The organism is Variovorax trehalosi (assembly GCF_051216415.1).
Taxonomy (GTDB): Bacteria; Pseudomonadota; Gammaproteobacteria; order Burkholderiales; family Burkholderiaceae_C; genus Variovorax.
In genome coordinates, this window is record NZ_JBPJZG010000009.1 from 246,563 (window position 1) to 265,369 (window position 18,807).

The 18,807-nt window shown below is 67.5% G+C and carries 15 protein-coding genes; 11 read left to right on the forward strand and 4 right to left on the reverse strand.

The genetic code is table 11. The annotated features are described in order from the left end of the window. Positions 1-43 precede the first annotated feature (43 nt). The 4 genes from ACSFA7_RS29115 (at position 44) to ACSFA7_RS29130 (ending at position 4,492) form a co-directional block, all read left to right on the forward strand. Positions 44-820: a fumarylacetoacetate hydrolase family protein gene (locus tag ACSFA7_RS29115; RefSeq protein ID WP_435502563.1), complete on the forward strand. Its 777-nt coding sequence runs from the start codon at positions 44-46 to the stop codon at positions 818-820. Between the two features lie 48 nt (positions 821-868). Beyond that, positions 869-1,882: a 2-dehydropantoate 2-reductase gene (locus tag ACSFA7_RS29120; RefSeq protein ID WP_429612478.1), complete on the forward strand. Its 1,014-nt coding sequence runs from the start codon at positions 869-871 to the stop codon at positions 1,880-1,882. A 172-nt stretch (positions 1,883-2,054) separates the two neighbouring features. Next, the gene (pyk, locus tag ACSFA7_RS29125) at positions 2,055-3,476 is read left to right on the forward strand and encodes a pyruvate kinase (RefSeq protein WP_435502564.1); all 1,422 of its coding nucleotides are present in this window, start codon (positions 2,055-2,057) and stop codon (positions 3,474-3,476) included. Positions 3,477-3,544: 68 nt separating this feature from the next. Beyond that, positions 3,545-4,492, forward strand: coding sequence for a LysR family transcriptional regulator (locus tag ACSFA7_RS29130; protein WP_435502565.1), 948 nt, complete (start codon positions 3,545-3,547; stop codon positions 4,490-4,492). A 50-nt stretch (positions 4,493-4,542) separates the two neighbouring features. On the opposite strand, the gene ACSFA7_RS29135 is transcribed toward ACSFA7_RS29130, so the two are convergent. Then, on the reverse strand, positions 4,543-4,719 hold the full coding sequence (locus tag ACSFA7_RS29135; protein ID WP_435502566.1) for a hypothetical protein: 177 nt from the start codon (positions 4,717-4,719) through the stop codon (positions 4,543-4,545). 659 nt (positions 4,720-5,378) lie between these two features. On the opposite strand from ACSFA7_RS29135, the gene oxlT reads away from it, so the two are divergent. Further along, positions 5,379-6,710 (forward strand): oxalate/formate MFS antiporter, encoded by a 1,332-nt coding sequence (gene oxlT / locus ACSFA7_RS29140; RefSeq protein ID WP_435502567.1) that lies wholly within the window; start codon positions 5,379-5,381, stop codon positions 6,708-6,710. Positions 6,711-6,725: 15 nt separating this feature from the next. On the opposite strand, the gene ACSFA7_RS29145 is transcribed toward oxlT, so the two are convergent. After that, entirely contained in the window at positions 6,726-6,962 is a 237-nt protein-coding gene (locus ACSFA7_RS29145) for a hypothetical protein (protein WP_435502568.1), read from the reverse strand. A gap of 116 nt (positions 6,963-7,078) precedes the next feature. Here ACSFA7_RS29145 and ACSFA7_RS29150 point away from each other — a divergent pair, with 116 nt between their 5' ends. The 6 genes from ACSFA7_RS29150 (at position 7,079) to ACSFA7_RS29175 (ending at position 14,341) form a co-directional block, all read left to right on the forward strand. Continuing rightward, positions 7,079-7,954, forward strand: coding sequence for a LysR family transcriptional regulator (locus ACSFA7_RS29150; RefSeq protein ID WP_435502569.1), 876 nt, complete (start codon positions 7,079-7,081; stop codon positions 7,952-7,954). Positions 7,955-8,119: 165 nt separating this feature from the next. Further along, positions 8,120-8,620 (forward strand): formate dehydrogenase subunit gamma, encoded by a 501-nt coding sequence (locus tag ACSFA7_RS29155; protein ID WP_435502570.1) that lies wholly within the window; start codon positions 8,120-8,122, stop codon positions 8,618-8,620. Continuing rightward, positions 8,617-10,179: a formate dehydrogenase beta subunit gene (locus ACSFA7_RS29160; protein ID WP_435502571.1), complete on the forward strand. Its 1,563-nt coding sequence runs from the start codon at positions 8,617-8,619 to the stop codon at positions 10,177-10,179. Before ACSFA7_RS29155 ends, ACSFA7_RS29160 begins: the two co-directional genes overlap by 4 nt. Positions 10,180-10,224: 45 nt before the next feature. Continuing rightward, a complete protein-coding gene (fdhF, locus tag ACSFA7_RS29165; protein WP_435502572.1) occupies positions 10,225-13,101 on the forward strand; it encodes a formate dehydrogenase subunit alpha in 2,877 nt (958 codons plus the stop codon). Between the two features lie 13 nt (positions 13,102-13,114). Further along, entirely contained in the window at positions 13,115-13,993 is an 879-nt protein-coding gene (gene fdhD, locus ACSFA7_RS29170; RefSeq protein ID WP_435502573.1) for a formate dehydrogenase accessory sulfurtransferase FdhD, read from the forward strand. Between the two features lie 39 nt (positions 13,994-14,032). Continuing rightward, complete coding sequence (locus ACSFA7_RS29175) at positions 14,033-14,341, forward strand: formate dehydrogenase subunit delta (protein WP_435502574.1); 309 nt, start codon at positions 14,033-14,035, stop codon at positions 14,339-14,341. 6 nt (positions 14,342-14,347) lie between these two features. Here ACSFA7_RS29175 and ACSFA7_RS29180 read toward each other — a convergent pair whose 3' ends face one another. Both ACSFA7_RS29180 and ACSFA7_RS29185 read right to left on the reverse strand, forming a co-directional pair. Then, positions 14,348-14,650, reverse strand: a complete 303-nt coding sequence (locus ACSFA7_RS29180; protein WP_435502575.1) for a hypothetical protein — start codon at positions 14,648-14,650, stop codon at positions 14,348-14,350. 80 nt (positions 14,651-14,730) lie between these two features. After that, positions 14,731-18,801, reverse strand: coding sequence for a translocation/assembly module TamB domain-containing protein (locus tag ACSFA7_RS29185; RefSeq protein ID WP_435502576.1), 4,071 nt, complete (start codon positions 18,799-18,801; stop codon positions 14,731-14,733). Positions 18,802-18,807: the final 6 nt, after the last annotated feature.

Sequence of the window (18,807 nt, forward strand, 5' to 3'; positions counted from 1 at the left end):
GATCCATCGAACGGCCTCGCAGATTTCAAGAAAGCACACAACAATGAAACAGCAGAAGCAGCAGTGGGTCCGCTTTGAAGATGCCGGCAAGGCCACGTTCGGCACCGTCGAGGGCGATGCGGTGCACGAGCACCAAGGCGACATGTACGGCCGCTCCGAGCCCACGGGCCGCGTGTTCGTGCTCGCGGGCCTGAAGCTGCTCACGCCCAGCGAGCCCACGAAGGTGATCGCGCTGTGGAACAACTTCCACGCGCTCGGCGCCAAGCTGAGCCTGCCGGTGCCCGCGGAACCGCTGTATCTGTTGAAGGCGCCCAACTCCTTCGCGGCCCACGGCGATGCGATCCGAAAGCCCCTGTGCGAGGGCAAGGTGGTGTTCGAGGGCGAGCTGGGCATCGTCATCGGCAAGACCGCCACGGCGGTGGCCGAAGCCGATGCGCTCGACCATGTGTTCGGCTACACCTGTGCCAACGACGTGACCGTGGCCGACATTCTCAACCGCGATGCATCTTTCGCCCAGTGGGTGCGCGCCAAGGGCTTCGACACCTTCTGCCCGATGGGCCCCGTGGTGGCCACGGGCCTCGATCCCGCAACGCTCGTCGTGACCACCGTGCTCAACGGCGAGGAGCGCCAGAACTACCCGATCAGCGACATGCGCTTCTCCGTGCAGCAGCTGGTCAGCCTGATCTCGCAGGACATGACGCTGAACCCCGGCGACGTGATCCTGTGCGGCACCTCGGTGGGCGTCGGCTCGATGAAGCCGGGCAGCCAGGTCGAGATCGGCATCGAAGGCATCGGCAAGCTCTCCAACCGCTTCGGTTGACGGCATCGCCCGGCCTCGCGCAACGCATTCAAACTACTGGGGATCGACATGAAGATAGCAGTCATCGGCGCAGGCGCCATCGGCGGCCTGGTCGGCGCGAAACTCGCGCTGGCAGGCGAGGACGTGACGTTCATCGTGCGGGGTGCGAACCTCGCAGCGATCAAGGCGAATGGCTTCAAGCTGGTCTCGGCCGAAGGCGAGGAGCAGGTCGCGCGCAACGTGAAGGCCACCGACAGCTACGACGAGGCCGGCCCGCAGGACATCGTCATCCTCGCGATGAAGGCGCACCAGGTCGAGGCCGTGGCCAACGACGTGCCCAAGCTCTTCGGCCCCGAGACGATGGTGGTGACGATGCAGAACGGCATTCCGTACTGGTACTTCCACAACCACGGCGGCGCGCTCGCGGGCACGCCGGTGCGCAGCGTCGATCCCACGGGGCTGGTGAGTGCGAAGGTGCCGGCGGAGCGTGTGATCGGATGCGTGGTGTATCCCGCGTCCGAGCTCATCGCGCCGGGCGTGGTGAAGCACATCGAAGGCGATCGCTTTCCGGTCGGCGAGCTCGACGGTTCGTCGAGCGAGCGCGTGAACCGCGTCTCGGCATGCTTCACCGGTGCGGGCTTCAAGGCACCGGTGCTCGACAACATCCGTTCGGAGATCTGGCTCAAGCTGTGGGGCAACCTCACCTTCAACCCGATCAGCAGCCTCTCGCATTCGACGCTGGTCGACATCTGCCAGTACCCGCCGTCGCGCGACCTCGCCGCCGCGATGATGCGCGAGGCCCAGGCCGTCGCGCACAAGCTGGGCATCGAGTTCCGCGTGACGCTGGAGAAGCGCATCGCCGGTGCAGAGAAGGTCGGCAAGCACAAGACCTCGATGCTGCAGGACGTCGAGGCCGGCCGCGCGCCGGAGATCGATGCGCTGGTGGGCGCGGTGGTCGAGCTGGCCCGGCTCACCGACACCTCGACACCGCACATCGACACCGTGTACACGCTGGTGAAACTCTTGGCGCGGACCATGGAAGAGCAACGCGGGCGCGTCAAGCTTCACGAGGTCGCGGCATGAATGCGATGTCTTTCTCCCTCTCCCCTTGGGGAGAGGGTAGGGGTGAGGGCGGTGGCCTTCACACGCACGCGGCCATTGCCATCGCCGTCGGCCCTCACCCCAGCCCTCTCCCCAAGGGGAGAGGGAGCAACAGCCGCGCCGCGAGCGGCTATCCGAAAACAAAGGCCATCCCATGAGACGCACACGCAGCGCAAAGATCGTCGCCACGCTCGGCCCGGCTACGCCCGACGAGCAAGCCATTCGCGCGCTGTTCGAGCGTGGCGTGGATGTGTTCCGGCTGAACTTCAGCCACGGCTCGCAGCACGACCATGCACGCCGTCTCGAGGCCATCCGCCGACTGGAGAAGGAATTCGGCCGACCCATCGGCGTGCTGCTCGACCTGCAGGGGCCGAAGCTGCGGCTGGGCACCTTCGAGGGCGGACGCGCGCAACTGGAAGCGGGCCGGCGCTTTCGCCTCGACATGGACACGAAGACGAACGGCGACTACCGCCGCGCGCCGCTGCCGCATCCCGAGATCTTCGCGGCGCTGCAGGCCGGCACCGACCTGCTGCTGGACGACGGAAAGCTCCGCCTGCGCGTGGAGAGCCACGGCGCCGATTTCGCGGAGACCACCGTCGTCGTCGGCGGGCCGATCTCGGACCGGAAGGGCGTCAATGTGCCGAGCGTGCTGCTGCCGATCTCGCCGCTCACCCCGAAGGACCGCGACGACCTGGACTTCGGGCTCTCGATGGGCGTGGACTGGGTGGCGCTCTCGTTCGTGCAGCGGCCCGAGGACATCACCGAGGCGCGCGAGATCATCGGCAAGCGCGCCTGGATCATGGCCAAGCTGGAGAAGCCCGCGGCCATCGAGCACCTGGACGGCATCGTCGCGCTGGCCGACGGCATCATGGTCGCGCGCGGCGACCTCGGCGTGGAGCTGCCGCCCGAGCAGGTGCCCGAGCTGCAGCGCCGCATCGTGCGCGCCTGTCGCCAGCACGGCAAGCCCGTGGTGGTGGCCACGCAGATGCTCGAATCGATGATCGCGGCGCCCGTGCCCACGCGCGCCGAAGTGTCCGACGTAGCGACAGCCATCTACGACGGCGTCGATGCGGTGATGCTCTCGGCCGAATCGGCCTCGGGCAAGTACCCGCTCGAGGCGGTCGGCATGATGGACCGCATCGTCGCGCGCGTGGAGGCCGACCCGACGTACCGCACCGGCATCGATGCGACGCACGACGCCGCGCTGTCGACCACGGCCGACGCGGTGTGCGCCTCGATGCGCCAGGTGGCCGCGCTGCTCGCGCCGGCCGCCACCGTCACCTACACCTCCTCGGGATTCACGAGCCTGCGCGCTGCGCGCGAGCGGCCGGCGGTGCCGATCCTGAGCCTCACGCCCGACGTGGCGGCGGCGCGCCGCATGGCGATGGTCTGGGGTGTGCACGCGGCGCTGGTCGACGACGTGCACGACGTGGCCGAGATGATCGACTGCGCCTGCCGCACCGCGCAGGCCGAAGGCTTCGCGAAAGCGGGCGACGACGTGGTGGTGGTGGCGGGGTTGCCGTTCGGCTTGTCGGGCACGACGAACCTGTTGCACGTCGCACGAATTCCGGGTTGATGTTCGGTGGCTGAGAAGGGCTTGCGCGCTACGATGGCCCTTCGACAGCAGCCCCACTTTCCCTCCCGATGAAGCATGCGACCCTGCGCCAGTTGAAGGTCTTCGAGGCCGTCGCGCGGCTGCTGAGTTTTTCGAGAGCGGCAGAGGAGCTTCACCTCACGCAGCCGGCTGTTTCCACACAGGTCGCCAAGCTCGAGGAGCATGCGGGCAACGTGCTGTTCGAGCAGTTCGGCAAGAAGATCTTTCTCACGCCCGCGGGCGCCGAGTTGCTGCAGATCAGCCGCGCGATCATCCAGCAGTTCGAGGCGGCTGAGAACGCGATGATGCAGTTCAAGGGCGTCTCGGGCGGCAAGCTCAATGTGGGTGTCATCAGCGCGGGCGACTACTTCTTTCCGCGCCTGCTGGTGGAGTTCGCGAGCCGCCACCGCGGCGTGACGCTGAACTTCACCGTGCACAACCGCGAGGGGCTGTTGACCCACATCGCGGACAACCTCACCGACCTCGCGATCATGGTGCGGCCGCCCACCGATCTGGACACCGCGAACCAGGCCTTTGCGCCGCACCCCTACGTGATCGTCGCGCCTCCGACGCATCCGCTCGTGGGCGTGCCGGGCATTCCACTGAAGCGTTTGATGCGCGAGCCGTTCGTGGTGCGCGAGAGGGCATCGGACACCTGGCATTCGATGGAGGACGGCTTCGGGCGCGAGCTGGAGAACATCAACATCGCGATGGAGATCCGCAGCACCGAGACCATCAAGCAGGCGGTGATCGCGGGCATGGGCGTGAGCTTCGTCTCGGCCCACACCATCAGCCAGGAGCTGAAGGCCGGCAGCCTCAGCGTGCTCGACGTGGAAGGTTTTCCGCTGATGCTCAACTGGTACGTGGTGCATCGCCGCACCAAGCGCCTGCCGCCGGTGGCGCAGGCCTTCAAGGACTTTCTGCTGAGCGATGGCGCATCGCTGATCTCGCAGATCGTGCCGTTCAAACCGCTGGAATCACAACAGCAACAGGCCTGAAAAAACAAAAGAGCGCATGAAGCGCTCTTTGTCTTTGGGGCGGGGCACGATCAGTTGGTCAGTGCGCTGCGGATGCTCTTGCGGTGTTGCACGAGTGCGGCGCGGGCGGCCTTGTACATGATGACGATCGGCATGGCGGCGACCAGGTCGCGCAGCGCATCTTCGTTGTTGGTGGTGGCAGGCGATGCGTTGCGGATCGCGCGGGAGTCGAGGGTCGTGTTGCTCATGGAAATGCTCCTGAAAGTTGAATCAAAAAGACTGAAGGGATTACCCGCAATTTTAGGGTTTACCCTAGACGATCGCAAACGCTGATTTCGCGTTTCTTGACCTAGGTCAATTTTTCTCTCGATGGATGGGGGCAAGTGCGTATTCGGAGCCTTGCTCGGCCCTTTGTCCGGGGCGGGTGCACAGGCCACCGGGTACTCCCCTCCGCGAATGTCCCCTGGCCTTCGGCCTCCTCCTTGATTTCGCTGCGGGGAGCACCCGATGCCCTGCGCACTTGCACACGCTGCTGGCATATCGCCGATCAACCACTGCTCTGAAAGCGCTCGCTCTGGCGGTGGGTCCTGTTTCGCGAAATCAAGGGGGAGGCCGCAGGCCGGAGGACATTCGCGAAACAGGGCCCACCGTCGGCGCGAGTGCAGCCCTGAACAACGGCGAAAAAACCAGCAACACAAGCGCATGCAGATGTTCGATTGCTAGGGATATCACGGGGGTCCCAACAACTCGCGATTCGTGTGAACTTGACGGCGGTCAAGAGTTTTTGAGTCGTGCAGTCCGACAGTCATCCACGCGCAAAAACAAGTGATTCATTTCCCGTTTTTCACTCTGATTGCGTCGTCTTTCCCGAGACCGTCGGACTCATCAAAACATTAAGGACAACTCCATGACTCGGCCAACCACCACGATCGCGGGTTCCAACCCCGCGATGTATCCACCATCGGATTCCACCCACGGTGTCACCGCCAAACGATCCGAGGCGTACCGATGGGGACAGTTGCTGATCGGCATCGTCTGCATGGCGATGATCGCGAACCTGCAGTACGGCTGGACCCTCTTCGTCAACCCCATCGCTGAAAAGCACGGCTGGAGCCGCGCCGCCATCCAGGTGGCCTTCACCATCTTCGTGCTCACCGAAACCTGGCTCGTGCCCATCGAGGGCTACCTCGTCGACCGCTTCGGCCCGCGCCCCGTGGTGCTCGTGGGCGGCGTGCTCTGCGGCCTGGGCTGGGTGATGAATTCGTTCGCCGCATCGCTCCCGATGCTCTACTTCGCAGCCGCCGTCGGCGGTATCGGCGCGGGCGCGGTGTACGGCACCTGCGTGGGCAATGCGCTCAAGTGGTTCCCCGATCGCCGCGGGCTCGCAGCGGGCATGACCGCCGCGGGCTTCGGTGCCGGCTCGGCGCTCACGATCATCCCGATCTCCGTGATGATCAAGACCAGCGGCTACGAGTCTGCGTTTCTCTATTTTGGGATCGGCCAGGGCGTCATCGTCTTTGCCCTGGCCTGGTTGCTCACCCGCGCGCCCGATCATGTGAAGGCGGCATCGAGCAGCGGCAACGTGCAGCAGTCGCAGCGCGACTACGCACCGTCGGAGGTGCTGCGATCGCCCATTTTCTGGGTGATGTACGCGATGTTCGTGATGGTGGCGGCCGGCGGCCTCATGGCCACCGCGCAGCTCGCGCCCATCGCGCAGGATTTCAAGATCATGGACGTGCCGGTCAACATCATGGGCCTGGTGCTGCCCGCGTTGACCTTCGCGCTGGCCATCGACCGTGTGCTCAACGGTTTGACGCGCCCCTTCTTCGGCTGGGTGTCCGACAAGATCGGCCGCGAGCAGACAATGTTCGTCGCCTTCGCGCTCGAAGCGGTCGGCATCCTGGCGCTGTACCACTACGGCCAGAACCCCATCCTCTTCGTGCTGCTGACCGGCATGGTGTTCTTCGCCTGGGGCGAGATCTACAGCCTGTTCCCATCGACCTGCGCCGACACCTTCGGCTCCAAGTACGCCGCATCGAACGCCGGCATGCTCTACACCGCGAAGGGCACGGCCTCGCTGCTGGTACCGCTCTCGAGCGTACTCGCCGCGTCCACCGGCAGCTGGCATGCGGTGTTCATCGTTGCGAGCGCGGTCAATGCGGCCGCGGCGCTGATGGCGTGGTTCGTCTTGCGCCCGATGCGCCGCAAGCACATCGAGGCCAGCCGCCAGGCGTCGTAACGCCATCGTCGTTTTTCAGCGAAGGCCGATGCGCGAGGCGCGCGAGCGCAGCACATCGGCCCGCCACGGGTCCCTCGCCTCGATGGTGTCCGCGGCGACCTGCAAGGCGCGCATCTGCTCCACGTCCTCGATGAGCTTGCGAGGACTGAGCAAGGCCCCTGCCAGCATGAAGGCTTCGTCGGCGAGGCCCTTGAGCGCATCGGCGAGGCGCTCGGCCCCTTTCGCTTGTACGGAATGACCAAGGGTCGGCATGGATTGCTCCCGGGTTGCGTTGGAATGGACCTCATCTTCTGTCTGGCCACTGCATAAGTAAAACGAGATTAATTGCCAGTTGAGTGCAAAAATATTGCATTCAAAGAGTCGCCTCGATGGACATCAACCTGGCCCGCACCTTTCTCGAGATCGTCGAGACGCGCAGCTTCCAGCGCGCCGCGGAACGCCTGCATGTGACGCAGACCTCGGTGAGCGCACGCGTGCGAACGCTGGAGGAACTGCTGCGCCGCAAGCTCTTCGTGCGCAACAAGTCCGGTGCCGCCCTCACGCGCGCGGGCGAACAATTTCTGCCGCATGCGACCACGCTCGTGCAGGTGTGGGAGCGGGCGCGCCACCAGGTGGCAGTGCCCGACGGCAGCCAGGCCGTGCTCGCGGCCGGTTGCGAGATCAGCCTCTGGGACCCGCTGCTGCTGCGCTGGCTGTTGTGGCTGCGCCAGACCGCGCCGCAGCTGGCCATCCGCACCGAGGTCGGCTTTCCGCAGGACCTGCTCGACAAGGTGGCGGGCGGCGTGCTCGATGTCGCCATCGTCTATGCGCCGCAGCAGCGGCCGGGGTTGCGCGTGGAATTGCTCATCGAGGAAAAGCTCGTGATGGTCACCACCGCCAAGCGCCCGCGCGTGCCGCGGCCGGCGGACTACGTGTATGTCGACTGGGGCCCGGAGTTCGCGGCGCAACACGGCCTCGCGTTCCCCGAGCTTTCCAACGCAGCGGTGAAGGCTGGCCTCGGCCCGCTGGGCCGCGAGTACCTGCTGGCCGCGGGCGGCACCGGCTACTTCCGGCTCGACGTGGTGCGCGGCCACCTCGAATCGGGGCACCTGCGCCGCGTGCCCAACACGCCGGAGTTCCTGTACCCCGCGTATGCCGTCTACGCGGTAGGCGCCGATCCGGCCATCGTCGAGCCGGCGCTTGCGGGTTTGCGCGAGGTCTCGGCCGGCGGCGCCCGACCCCTTGTTTCCGGGAAATTGACCTGAGTCAAGGTCTTTGCCTTCGTATTCCCCGACAGTGCCTCCAGAGCGGGAAACCGCAACGTTTTCCTAGGGCAATCGGCAGTGTCTGCGAGCGTGTTTCGGTCGTAGGATGAAAAAGCCGGGAGAGCAAAAACCCACGATGAATGACAACCCGGTAAGGAGCGCCGCATGAACGAAGTGGGCCGACACGCCACGATGAGCGAATCCGATGAACTGGCAGCGGTGCGCCAGGTGCTGCAGGAGCGCGCGGAAGAGCCGGGGGCTTTGCTCCCGATCCTTCACGACGTCCAGGACGCGCTGGGCTACATCCCGCCGCACACCGTGACGACGATCGCCGAGGGCGTGAACCTCTCGCGCGCCGAAGTGCACGGCGTCATCACCTACTACCACCACTTCCGCTCCGCACCCGCGGCGCGCCACGTGATCCAGATCTGCCGGGCCGAGGCCTGCCAGTCGATGGGTGCCGATGCGCTGCTGGCCCACGCGGAACTGCGGCTGGGCTGCAGCGCGCACGGCCATTCGAAGGACGGCAACTTCACGCTGGAGCCCGCCTTCTGCCTGGGCCTGTGCGCCTCGTCGCCCGCGATGACGATCAACGAAGAACCGCACGCGCGCATGACGCCGCGTTCGTTCGATGCGCTGGTGGCGCAATACGGAGATTGCGCATGAGCGGCCTCACGATCTATGTGCCGCGCGATTCGGCCGCACTGGCTGTCGGCGCGGAACGCGTGGCCGAGCGCATCGCGCAGGAGGCGGCCGTTCGCGGCATCTCGTTCGGCATGGTGCGCAATGGTTCGCGCGGCCTGTTCTGGCTGGAGCCGATGGTCGAGGTGAGCACACCAGCCGGTCGCGTGGCCTATGGGCCCGTGACCATCGACGACGTGGCCGACCTGTTCGATGCCGGTTTCGCCGAAGGCGCGCAGACACACCCGCTGTCGCTCGGCCTGACCGACGAGATCCCGTACCTGAAGAAGCAGGAGCGCCTGACCTTCGCGCGTATGGGCATCACCGACCCTGTGTCGGTTGCCGACTACGAAGCGCACGAAGGCTATGCAGGCCTGCGCCGCGCGCTCGGCCTGAAGCCCGAGGAAGTGGTGCAGCAGGTGCTCGACTCGGGCCTGCGCGGCCGCGGCGGCGCAGCGTTTCCGGCCGGCATCAAGTGGAAGACGGTGATGGCCACGCCGGCCGCGCAGAAGTACATCGTCTGCAACGCCGACGAAGGCGACTCGGGCACCTTCTCCGACCGCATGACGATGGAGGGCGACCCGCTCATGCTCATCGAGGGCATGACCATCGCGGGCATCGCCACCGGCGCGACCAAGGGCTACGTCTACATCCGCTCCGAATACCCGCACGCGATCGCGACGATGAACGAGGCGATCCGCGCGGCAGAAGCCGCGGGCTTCCTCGGCGACAACATCCTCGGCTCGGGCCAGACCTTCTGGCTAGAAGTGCGCAAGGGCGCGGGCTCGTATGTGTGCGGCGAAGAAACTGCGCTGCTCGAAAGCCTGGAAGGCAAGCGCGGCATCGTGCGCGCCAAGCCGCCGCTGCCGGCCATCACCGGCCTCTTCGGGCAGCCGACGCTCATCAACAACGTGATCACGCTCGCGAGCGTGCCGCTGATCCTGGCGCGCGGTGCCGAGTACTACCGCGACTTCGGCGTGGGCCGTTCGCGCGGCACGCTGCCGATGCAGCTGGCCGGCAACATCAAGCACGGCGGCCTGGTGGAGAAGGCCTTCGGTGTCACGCTGCGCGAACTGCTGTACGACTATGGCGGCGGCTCCGCCTCGGGCCGGCCGATCAAGGCGGTGCAGGTCGGCGGACCGCTCGGCGCCTACCTGCCCGAATCGCAATGGGACCTGCCGCTGGACTACGAGGCCTACGCGGCCGTGGGCGGCACGGTGGGCCACGGCGGCATCGTGGTGCACGACGACACGGCCGACCTCTCGAAGCTCGCGCGCTATGCGATGGAGTTCTGCGCCATCGAGTCGTGCGGCAAATGCACGCCGTGCCGCATCGGATCGACCCGCGGCGTGGAGGTGATCGACAAGATCCGCGCGGACAACAAGCGCGTGGAGCACGTCATCCTGCTGCGCGACCTGTGCAACACCATGGTCCACGGTTCGCTGTGCGCCATGGGGGGCATGACGCCGTTCCCGGTGCTTTCCGCACTCGACCATTTCCCACAGGACTTCGGTCTCGTGGTCCCCGATCGCAAGGCTGCTTGAGCGCGCGCCGCATCGCACCGCACAAGCAGCAGGAGACAAGAACACATGCTCGACCATCTGAAAGAAATCGACTACGGCACCCCCAAGCGCGAATCGACGCGCGAAGTGACGCTGGAAATCGACGGCAACGAAGTCACCGTGCCCGCGGGCACGTCGCTCATGCGCGCGGCCGTGGATGCCGGCATCAACGTGCCCAAGCTCTGCGCCACCGACAGCCTGGAGCCCTTCGGCTCGTGCCGCCTGTGCCTGGTGGAGATCGAGGGCCGCAAGGGCTTTCCGGCCTCGTGCACCACGCCGGCCGAAGCCGGCATGAAGGTGCGCACGCAGACGCCCAAGCTGCAGGACCTGCGCAAGGGCGTGATGGAGCTCTACATCTCCGACCATCCGCTCGACTGCCTCACCTGCTCGGCCAACGGCAACTGCGAGCTGCAGGACATGGCGGGCGTCACGGGCCTGCGCAACGTGCGCTACGGCTTCGATGGCGCCAACCACCTGAAGGACCAGAAGGACGAGTCGAACCCGTACTTCAGCTACGACCCCTCGAAGTGCATCGTCTGCAACCGATGCGTGCGCGCCTGCGAGGAAACGCAGGGCACCTTCGCGCTGACCATCAGCGGCCGCGGCTTCGAGTCGCGCGTGTCGCCGGGGCAGGACGAAGCCTTCATGGACTCCGAATGCGTGAGCTGCGGCGCCTGCGTCGAGGCCTGCCCGACAGCCACCTTGCAGGAGAAGTCGGTCATCTGGCTCGGCCAGCCCGAGCACAGCATCATCACCACCTGCGCCTACTGCGGCGTGGGTTGCGCCTTCAAGGCCGAGATGAAGGGCAACGAGGTTGTGCGCATGACGCCGTGGAAAGACGGCAAGGCCAACGAAGGCCACTCCTGCGTGAAGGGCCGCTTCGCCTGGGGCTACGCCACGCACCAGGACCGCATGCTCAAGCCGATGATCCGCAAGAACATCAGCGACCCGTGGCAGGAAGTGAGCTGGGACACCGCGCTCAACTACGCGGCCGGCGAATTCAAGCGCCTGCAGGCCAAGTACGGCAAGGATTCCATCGGCGGCATCACCTCCTCGCGCTGCACCAACGAGGAAACCTACCTCGTGCAGAAGCTCGTGCGCGCCGCCTTCGGAAACAACAACGTCGACACCTGCGCCCGCGTGTGCCATTCGCCCACGGGCTACGGCCTGAAGCAGACGCTGGGCGAATCGGCCGGCACGCAGACCTTCAAGTCGGTGGAGAAGGCCGATGTGATCATGGTGATCGGCGCCAACCCGACCGACGGCCACCCGGTGTTCGCCTCGCGCATGAAGAAGCGCCTGCGTGAAGGGGCGAAGCTGATCGTGGTCGATCCGCGTCGCATCGACATCGTGAAGTCGCCGCACGTGAAAGCCTCGCACCACCTGCAGTTGAAGCCCGGCACCAACGTGGCCGTGGTCACCGCGCTCGCGCACGTGATCGTGACCGAAGGGCTCACGGCCGATGCCTTCATCGCCGAGCGCTGCGACACCGCCTCGTTCGCCGCCTGGAGAGATTTCGTCGCGCAGCCCGAGCAATCGCCAGAAGCCACCGAGAAGGCCACCGGCGTGCCGGCCGCCGAGATGCGCGCCGCCGCGCGCCTGTTCGCCAGCGCCGCCAACGGCGCGATCTTCTACGGCCTGGGCGTGACCGAGCACAGCCAGGGCTCGACCACCGTGATGGGCATCGCCAACCTCGCAATGGCCACCGGCAACGTCGGGCGCGAAGGCGTGGGCGTGAACCCGCTGCGCGGTCAGAACAATGTGCAGGGCGCCTGCGACATGGGTTCGTTCCCGCACGAGCTGCCGGGCTACCGCCATGTGTCGGACAGCACCACGCGCGCTTCGTTCGAAGCGGCCTGGGGCGTGACCATCGATCCGGAGCCGGGCCTGCGCATTCCCAACATGTTCGAGTCCGCGATCGGCGGCGGCTTCAAGGGCCTGTACTGCGAGGGCGAGGACATCGTGCAGTCGGACCCCAACACCCAGCACGTGGCCGCGGCCATGATGGCGATGGAGTGCGTGGTGGTGCAGGACATGTTCCTCAACGAAACCGCCAAGTACGCCCACGTGTTCCTGCCGGGCTCGTCGTTCCTCGAGAAGGACGGCACCTTCACCAACGCCGAGCGCCGCATCTCGCGCGTTCGCAAGGTCATGCCGCCGAAGGCGGGCCTGGCCGACTGGGAGATCACGGTGAAGCTCGCGCAGGCGCTGGGCTACCCGATGGACTACAAGAGCCCCGAGGACATCATGGCCGAGATCGCCGCGCTGACGCCGACGTTCCACGGCGTGAGCTACAAGCGCCTCGATGAACTCGGCAGCATCCAGTGGCCCTGCAACGACGACGCGCCCGATGGCACGCCGACGATGCACATCGACACCTTCGTGCGCGGCAAGGGCCGCTTCATCGTCACGCAGTACGTGGCGACGGACGAGAAGGTCACGCGCAAGTTCCCGCTGCTGCTGACCACCGGGCGCATCCTGTCGCAGTACAACGTGGGCGCCCAGACGCGCCGCACCGACAACAACCTGTGGCACGGCGAAGACCGGTTGGAGATCCATCCGCACGACGCGGAAGAACGCGGCGTGAAGGACGACGACTGGGTCGGCATCCAGAGCCGCGCGGGCGAGACGGTGCTGCGCGCCACGGTGTCCGAGCGCATGCAGCCGGGCGTGGTCTACACCACCTTCCACTTCCCCGAGTCGGGCGCCAACGTGATCACCACCGACAACTCCGACTGGGCCACCAACTGCCCCGAGTACAAGGTGACGGCCGTGCAGGTGATGCCGGTGATGCAGCCCTCGACCTGGCAGCAGGAGTACAGCCGCTTCAACAAGACGCAGATCGATCTGGCGACCGCCGGCGCGCTGCCGGAGAAGCGCAACGAGACGGTTCCGGCCAAGTAGACACAGGCAACGCATGAACATCGCCACCCTGCCGGCCGCCGAAGGCGCCGACACCTTCTGCGAAGGCGCATTGCTGCTGCCCGTGCACGGCGTGCGCGGCGGCGAGGCCTACGCGGTGCAGGACTGGGTGGCCGAGGAAGTGCCCGTGGCGCTGGAGTTCAACGGCATCTCGCATGCGGTGATGCTCGCGACGCCGCTGGACCTGGAGGACTTCGCGCTCGGTTTTTCGCTGAGCGAGGGCATCCTCGATGCGCCGCACGAACTCTATTCGGTGGAGATCGCCCCTTCGGACCTCGGCATCACGGTGCGGCTGCAGGTATCGAGCGCCGCGTTCACACGCCTGAAGCAGCGGCGCCGCACGATCGCCGGGCGCACGGGTTGCGGCCTCTGCGGCACCGAGAGCCTGGCGCACGTGTCGCGCGAACTGCCGGTGCTCGGCGATGCCGTGGCGCTGGATCGCCAGGCCATCGCGCGCGCAATGTCGCAGTTCCAGTCGCTGCAGACGCTGCAGCAGGCCACCGGCGCGGTGCATGCGGCGGCATGGTGTTCGGCCGCGGGCGAGGTGATGTGGCTGCGCGAAGACGTGGGCCGCCACAACGCGCTCGACAAGCTGATCGGTGCGCTCGCGAGCAACGACGTCGATGCATCGGCCGGCTTCATCGCCGTCACCAGCCGCGCCAGTTTCGAGATGGTGCAGAAGACCGCGATGGCGGGGGTGCCGCTGCTCGCTGCGGTGTCGGCGCCAACCTCGTTCGCAGTGGCCACCGCGGAACGCGCGCGGCTCACGCTGGTCGGCTTCGCGCGCAAGGACGACCTGGCGGTTTACAGCCACCCGGAGCGCGTGACGACGGCCGGTCGGGATTTCACATCGACCGGAAGCCGCGCGCACTGACGCGAGCTGCCGGCAAATTCATCTCTTCAAAGGCAGTGCATGCACGACCACGATCCGACGGCGCAACTGGTCAAGATGGCCAACCAGATCGGCAGCTTCTTCCAGGCCCAGTCGCCCGACAACGCGACCCTGTCGACGGGCGCGATCGCGGCGCACCTGAAATCGTTCTGGGCGCCGAGCATGCGCATGCAGCTGATCCGCGCGCTCGAAGCGGGCGGCGCGACGCACCTGATGCCGATCGTGGCATCGGCGGTGCGCAGCCACCGTGCGAACCTGCTGCCGGGCGGGGCGGTCGAGCTGGCTGGAAGGAAAGAGCAGTTTCCGCCGGGTGGCGGCGACGCGGGCTAGATGGGGTCAGGTGGGGCTGGGGTGCCTCATCTGCTGCTGCTCTGCGTATGACTTGAGCAGCGCCTCATAGCAAAGGCACAGCGGCATCGCGATGAACACCATGCCTGCGACGTAGATCACCAGGCTCAGTACGGGGAAGTTGTCGCCGCCCCAGTGCGGGATCGACGTGGCGATCGCCAGCAGCGCGACGACCGCGATCACCACATGCAGCGCGCTGCGCACGAGCGCGATCCGCGAGGACGTCGGCGCGTCGTGCGTCCGACGGTCGTGCACTGGGCTGTAGCCGCCCTTGTCTCCATCGTTTTTCATCGTCGCTCCTCAGTGAAGGCGTCAATGAATTGTTAACTCCGGGTTCGGCCCGGTCAAGATCGAAGTCCCTAGGATTTCGATCAGTCGTACTTCACCGTGTAGATCAGGTCGAGCCCGCTGGTCTGGCCCGCCTGTCCGCGCAGTGTGAGGCGCTGCGTGAGGTCGTAGAAGATGAAGATCGTGCCGAAGGTGCCACCCAGGCTGCGTTCGTAGGTCACGTAGAAATCCTTCGACAGCCGCTTGCCCAGCGTCACTGCCGACTCGCGCAGGTCGCCGCCGCTGCCCGGGCCCTTGAAGCCGAGTTCGTCCAGTCCGAAGCGGCTCGCGAGGCTGCCGCCGCTGCCGGCCTTGCCGATCTTGCCCAGCACCGCGAGCGCGGCCTGCTGCAGCAGCGCCGATTCGCCGCCGCTGGTGGCCGAGGCGCGCCCGAGGATCACCCACGAGAGCGTTTCCGCATCGGACAGCGCGGGCTCCGAGTAGAGCTTCACGCGCGGCGACTGCGCGCTGCCGGAGATCTGCACGCCCGCGCGCTGCGAGATGTTCGGGCGGATCGCGAGGATGTCCAGCTGCGGGTTGTCGAAGGGGCCGTTGAAGCGTGCCACACCGGTTTCCACGTCCAGCTGCTGGCCGTAGGCGCGGTACTGGCCCTTCACGGTCTTCACTTCGCCGGTGATGCGCGGCGGCGCATTGAGCTTGGTGCTGCGAATCTCGAGGTCGCCTTCGAGCCGCGTCGTGATGCCGCGGCCCTGCACCGCGAAGTCATCGCCCAGGTCGAAGTTCACGACGATGTCGGGCGGCTTCGCGGTCTGCGGCTTGGCGGCTTGCGCATCGGCGCGGGCCGATTCGCGCTGCGCGGCTTCGGCGGCCTCGCGGTCCTTGGCGGCGGAGCGCACGACCACGTCGCTGCCGAGGCTGGGCGCGGTCTCGTCGGGCAGGATGATGACGGCGCGGTCGGTCTTGAGCTTGCCGCGCACGGTGAACTGGCCGTTGTCCAGGCGCGCCTGCAGGTCGCCCGAGAGCGTGACCTGCCGGTCGGTGCGCACCAGCACGCGCAGTGCGCGCAGTTCGCCTTGCAGGGCCATGCGGATGCTCGGTGTGGCGGTGCCCGGTGCGCTGCCCCAGCTCATGTCGCCGCGCGCCGAGAGCGATCCACCATCGGTGTTCGCCTCGCTCGCCGCGGTGCTGCGGTTGCCGCTCTGGCCGCCGATGCGGGCCGAGCTGCCGGCGCCGCCCTTGAGCGTGAACTCGGTGATCTCGATGCGCTCGCCGGTCAGGCTGGCGCGCAGGCGTCCGTCGCGCAGGTCGAGCCCTTCGACCGGTGCGCGCAGCGCGAGCTTGTCGGCGCCGAGCGTGCCGTTCCAGCGCGGCGCCGCGCGGTTGCCCGAGAGCGCTGCGTTCGCATCGAGCGTGCCGGCGATGCGCCAGCCCGGCGGCGCGAGCATCGACCACACGCCCAGGTTCGGCAGCGTGGCCTTGATGCTGCCGCCGAGCGGCGCATCGGGCGCCCATTGCCAGCCGCCCGCGCGTTGCGTCACACGGGTGTTGACGTCGGCGTTGATCTTGCCGGCGCGTTCGCTGTCCCAGGCGAGCGTGGCGCGGACGGCGTCGCCTTCGGCGTCGAGCCGCAGTTCGGCCTGGCGCAGGCCCGCCGGGGTGCTCGGCGAATCCGCACCGCCCGCGGACGCGGAGTTCATCGTGCGTTCGCTCGCGGTGCCGGTTCCGGTGCTCGTGATGCGGGTGACCAGCGCGGCCTCGCCCGCCTGCACGCGGATGTCGCCGCTCTGGCGCGCGATGCGGGCCTTGGCGCGCAGCGTGTCGCCGGCATCGATGTCCCAGTCACCGTCGAACATCAGGTCGCCGCTGATGCCGAGTTCGCTCAGTGTCGAGCTCGCACCGAAGGCGCCGGCCCAGGCCATCGGCAGGCCCTGCATCTGGCCCTTCGACTGCACGCGGAACACCTTGTTCGGCGCCGCGCCGCTCTGGCTGAAGCGCAGCGGTTGCCAGTCGATGCGCACCGTGCCGGGCACGGGGCCGCGCAGCGTGGCCGAAGCGGCGGAGGCTTCGATGTCGAGGCGGGCCGGGTTGCCGCCGGCGCGGATGGTGGCGGTGACTTCGCGGCTCAGTTCCACGATCCACGGGTTGCCCGGGCGCGCGCTGTCCTGCGCCTGCAGGCGCAGGCTGGCAAGGGCCGCGCGCCACTGGTTGGCACCGGCGATGCCGCCGCTGGCGCGGGTGTCGAGCGTGATCTTCTGGGTACCAGTGGTGGCTTCGCCCTTGAGCGTGAGCGCGGCCTGCGCGAGGCTGCCCGAGAGGTCGGCTTGCAGCTCGCGCAGTTGCACCGCGGTGGCTGCTGCGCCGGCTTGGGCGGCCGGCAAGGTCAGGTCGAGGCGGGGCACGGTGAGCGCGGCCTTGAGCGTGGGCTCCGCGATGCCGCGCTGCGCGGGGGCGTTCGCGTTCTCGATGCGGCGCTGGATGGTCCGCCAGCCGCCTTGCCAGCTCGCATCGAGCCGCGCCGAGCCCTTGGCCGTCGTGCCCGCGAACACGCCCGAGAGACCGGGCAGGCCTTCGACCCAGCGCTGCAGGGTGTCGGCATCGTCGACGCGCGCCTTGATGTCGCCTGCACCCGCGTCCGGCGCGATGCGGCCTTCGACTTGCGCGCCGCCGCCGGGCAGCACGAGGTTGAGCTTGCCGCTCGCCGCCTGCTCGGCCACGCGCACCTGCAGCTTGCCATCGACGCTCGCGCGCTGGGCGTCGATGCGCAGCGTTCGCAGGTCGAGCACCTGGTCTTTCCACTGGCCTTGGGCCAGCGCGCGGTCGAGCGCAAAGCCCGGCAGCGTCTTGCTGCCCGCGCCGCCTTCGGCCTTGAGCGCGGCGTCGAAAGTGATGGTGTCTTCGCGCTGCTGCGCGGTGACCTGGCCGCTGACGGGTGCACCGGCGAGTTCGCTGTGCAATGCGCCGGGCCGGACGCTGCGCACTGTGGCGCGAATCTGCCAGGGCGCGGGCGCCGGGCTCCAGCGGCCTTCTGCATCGATGCGGCCGCCGCCGGCGCGCACGGTGGCTTCGGGAATGGTCCAGTTCGTGCCGTCGAAGCCGACGCGGCCCTGCACCTGCTCGACCGGCAGCTTCGATTGGTCCCACGGGCCGGGCACGGCGTTGCGGATGTCGGCCGAGGCCTTCCATGCCGACGCGCCCGCGTCGGCATCGGGTTCGACGGAGACGGTGCCGGTGAGCTGGGTTTCGGGCGCGCCGGGCCACAGGCTCGACGCATCGACGTTGCTGAGATCGGCCTTGGCATCGATCACCGGTTGCGGCAACCACGGCGCGATCTGCGCCTGCAGCTTCGCCTCCATCGGTGCATCGGCGTTCTCTTCGGCGGGCTTGAGTTCGGCGGCGACCTGCAGGCGCGCGGCCGTGCCGGCGAGCGTGCCCTTCACGGTGGCCTGCGCGATCACGTCGATGTTGTGGTCCGCAGCCAGCGGCGCCTTCACGCGGCCGTCGAGCGACGCATCGATCGCCATCGGCGCGGGGCCCTGCAGCTTGACGCGCGCGCTGTAGTGGCCGTCGGCGATGTCCACGCCCTTCACTTCGAGCGCGTGCTCCGCGTTCTTGTAGACGTAGCTGCCGGTGAGGTTCGTCGCCTGCAGCACAGGCGGCCTGGCCCAGCGCACCTCGTCGACGCGGAAGGGGACGTCCACGTCTACCGGCAGCACGAGTTGCTCCAGCGGTTGCGTCGGCTCTTCGCTCGGCGGCCCGCGTTTCTCGATCAGCACCTGCTTCGCATGCACCTCCCCGAGCTGCACCTTGCGCTGGAAGAGGGGCGCGAGCTGCCAGCCGATGGTGGCGTCGTTCACCTCGACCGCGATGCTTTCACTCTGGTACTTGAGCCAGCCGATGTGCCCGCCGGTGCGCAGCGACCCGCTCACGTCGCGGCTTTCGAGCGTCTGGCCCGCGGGGAGGCGCTGCGCCGCCTGCGCGAGCGCGAAGGCGAGCGAAGTGTTCGAGCCCAGCCACCACCACGCGCCAGCGCCGAGCAGCAGCACGGCAAGGACGAGGCCCGCGAAGGTCCAAGCCAGCGCGCGCATGACCCGGCGCGCGCGCGAGCGCTTGACGGCGGTTGGCACGGGCGGGGAGACGGCTTCTTCGTTCGACATCGAAAG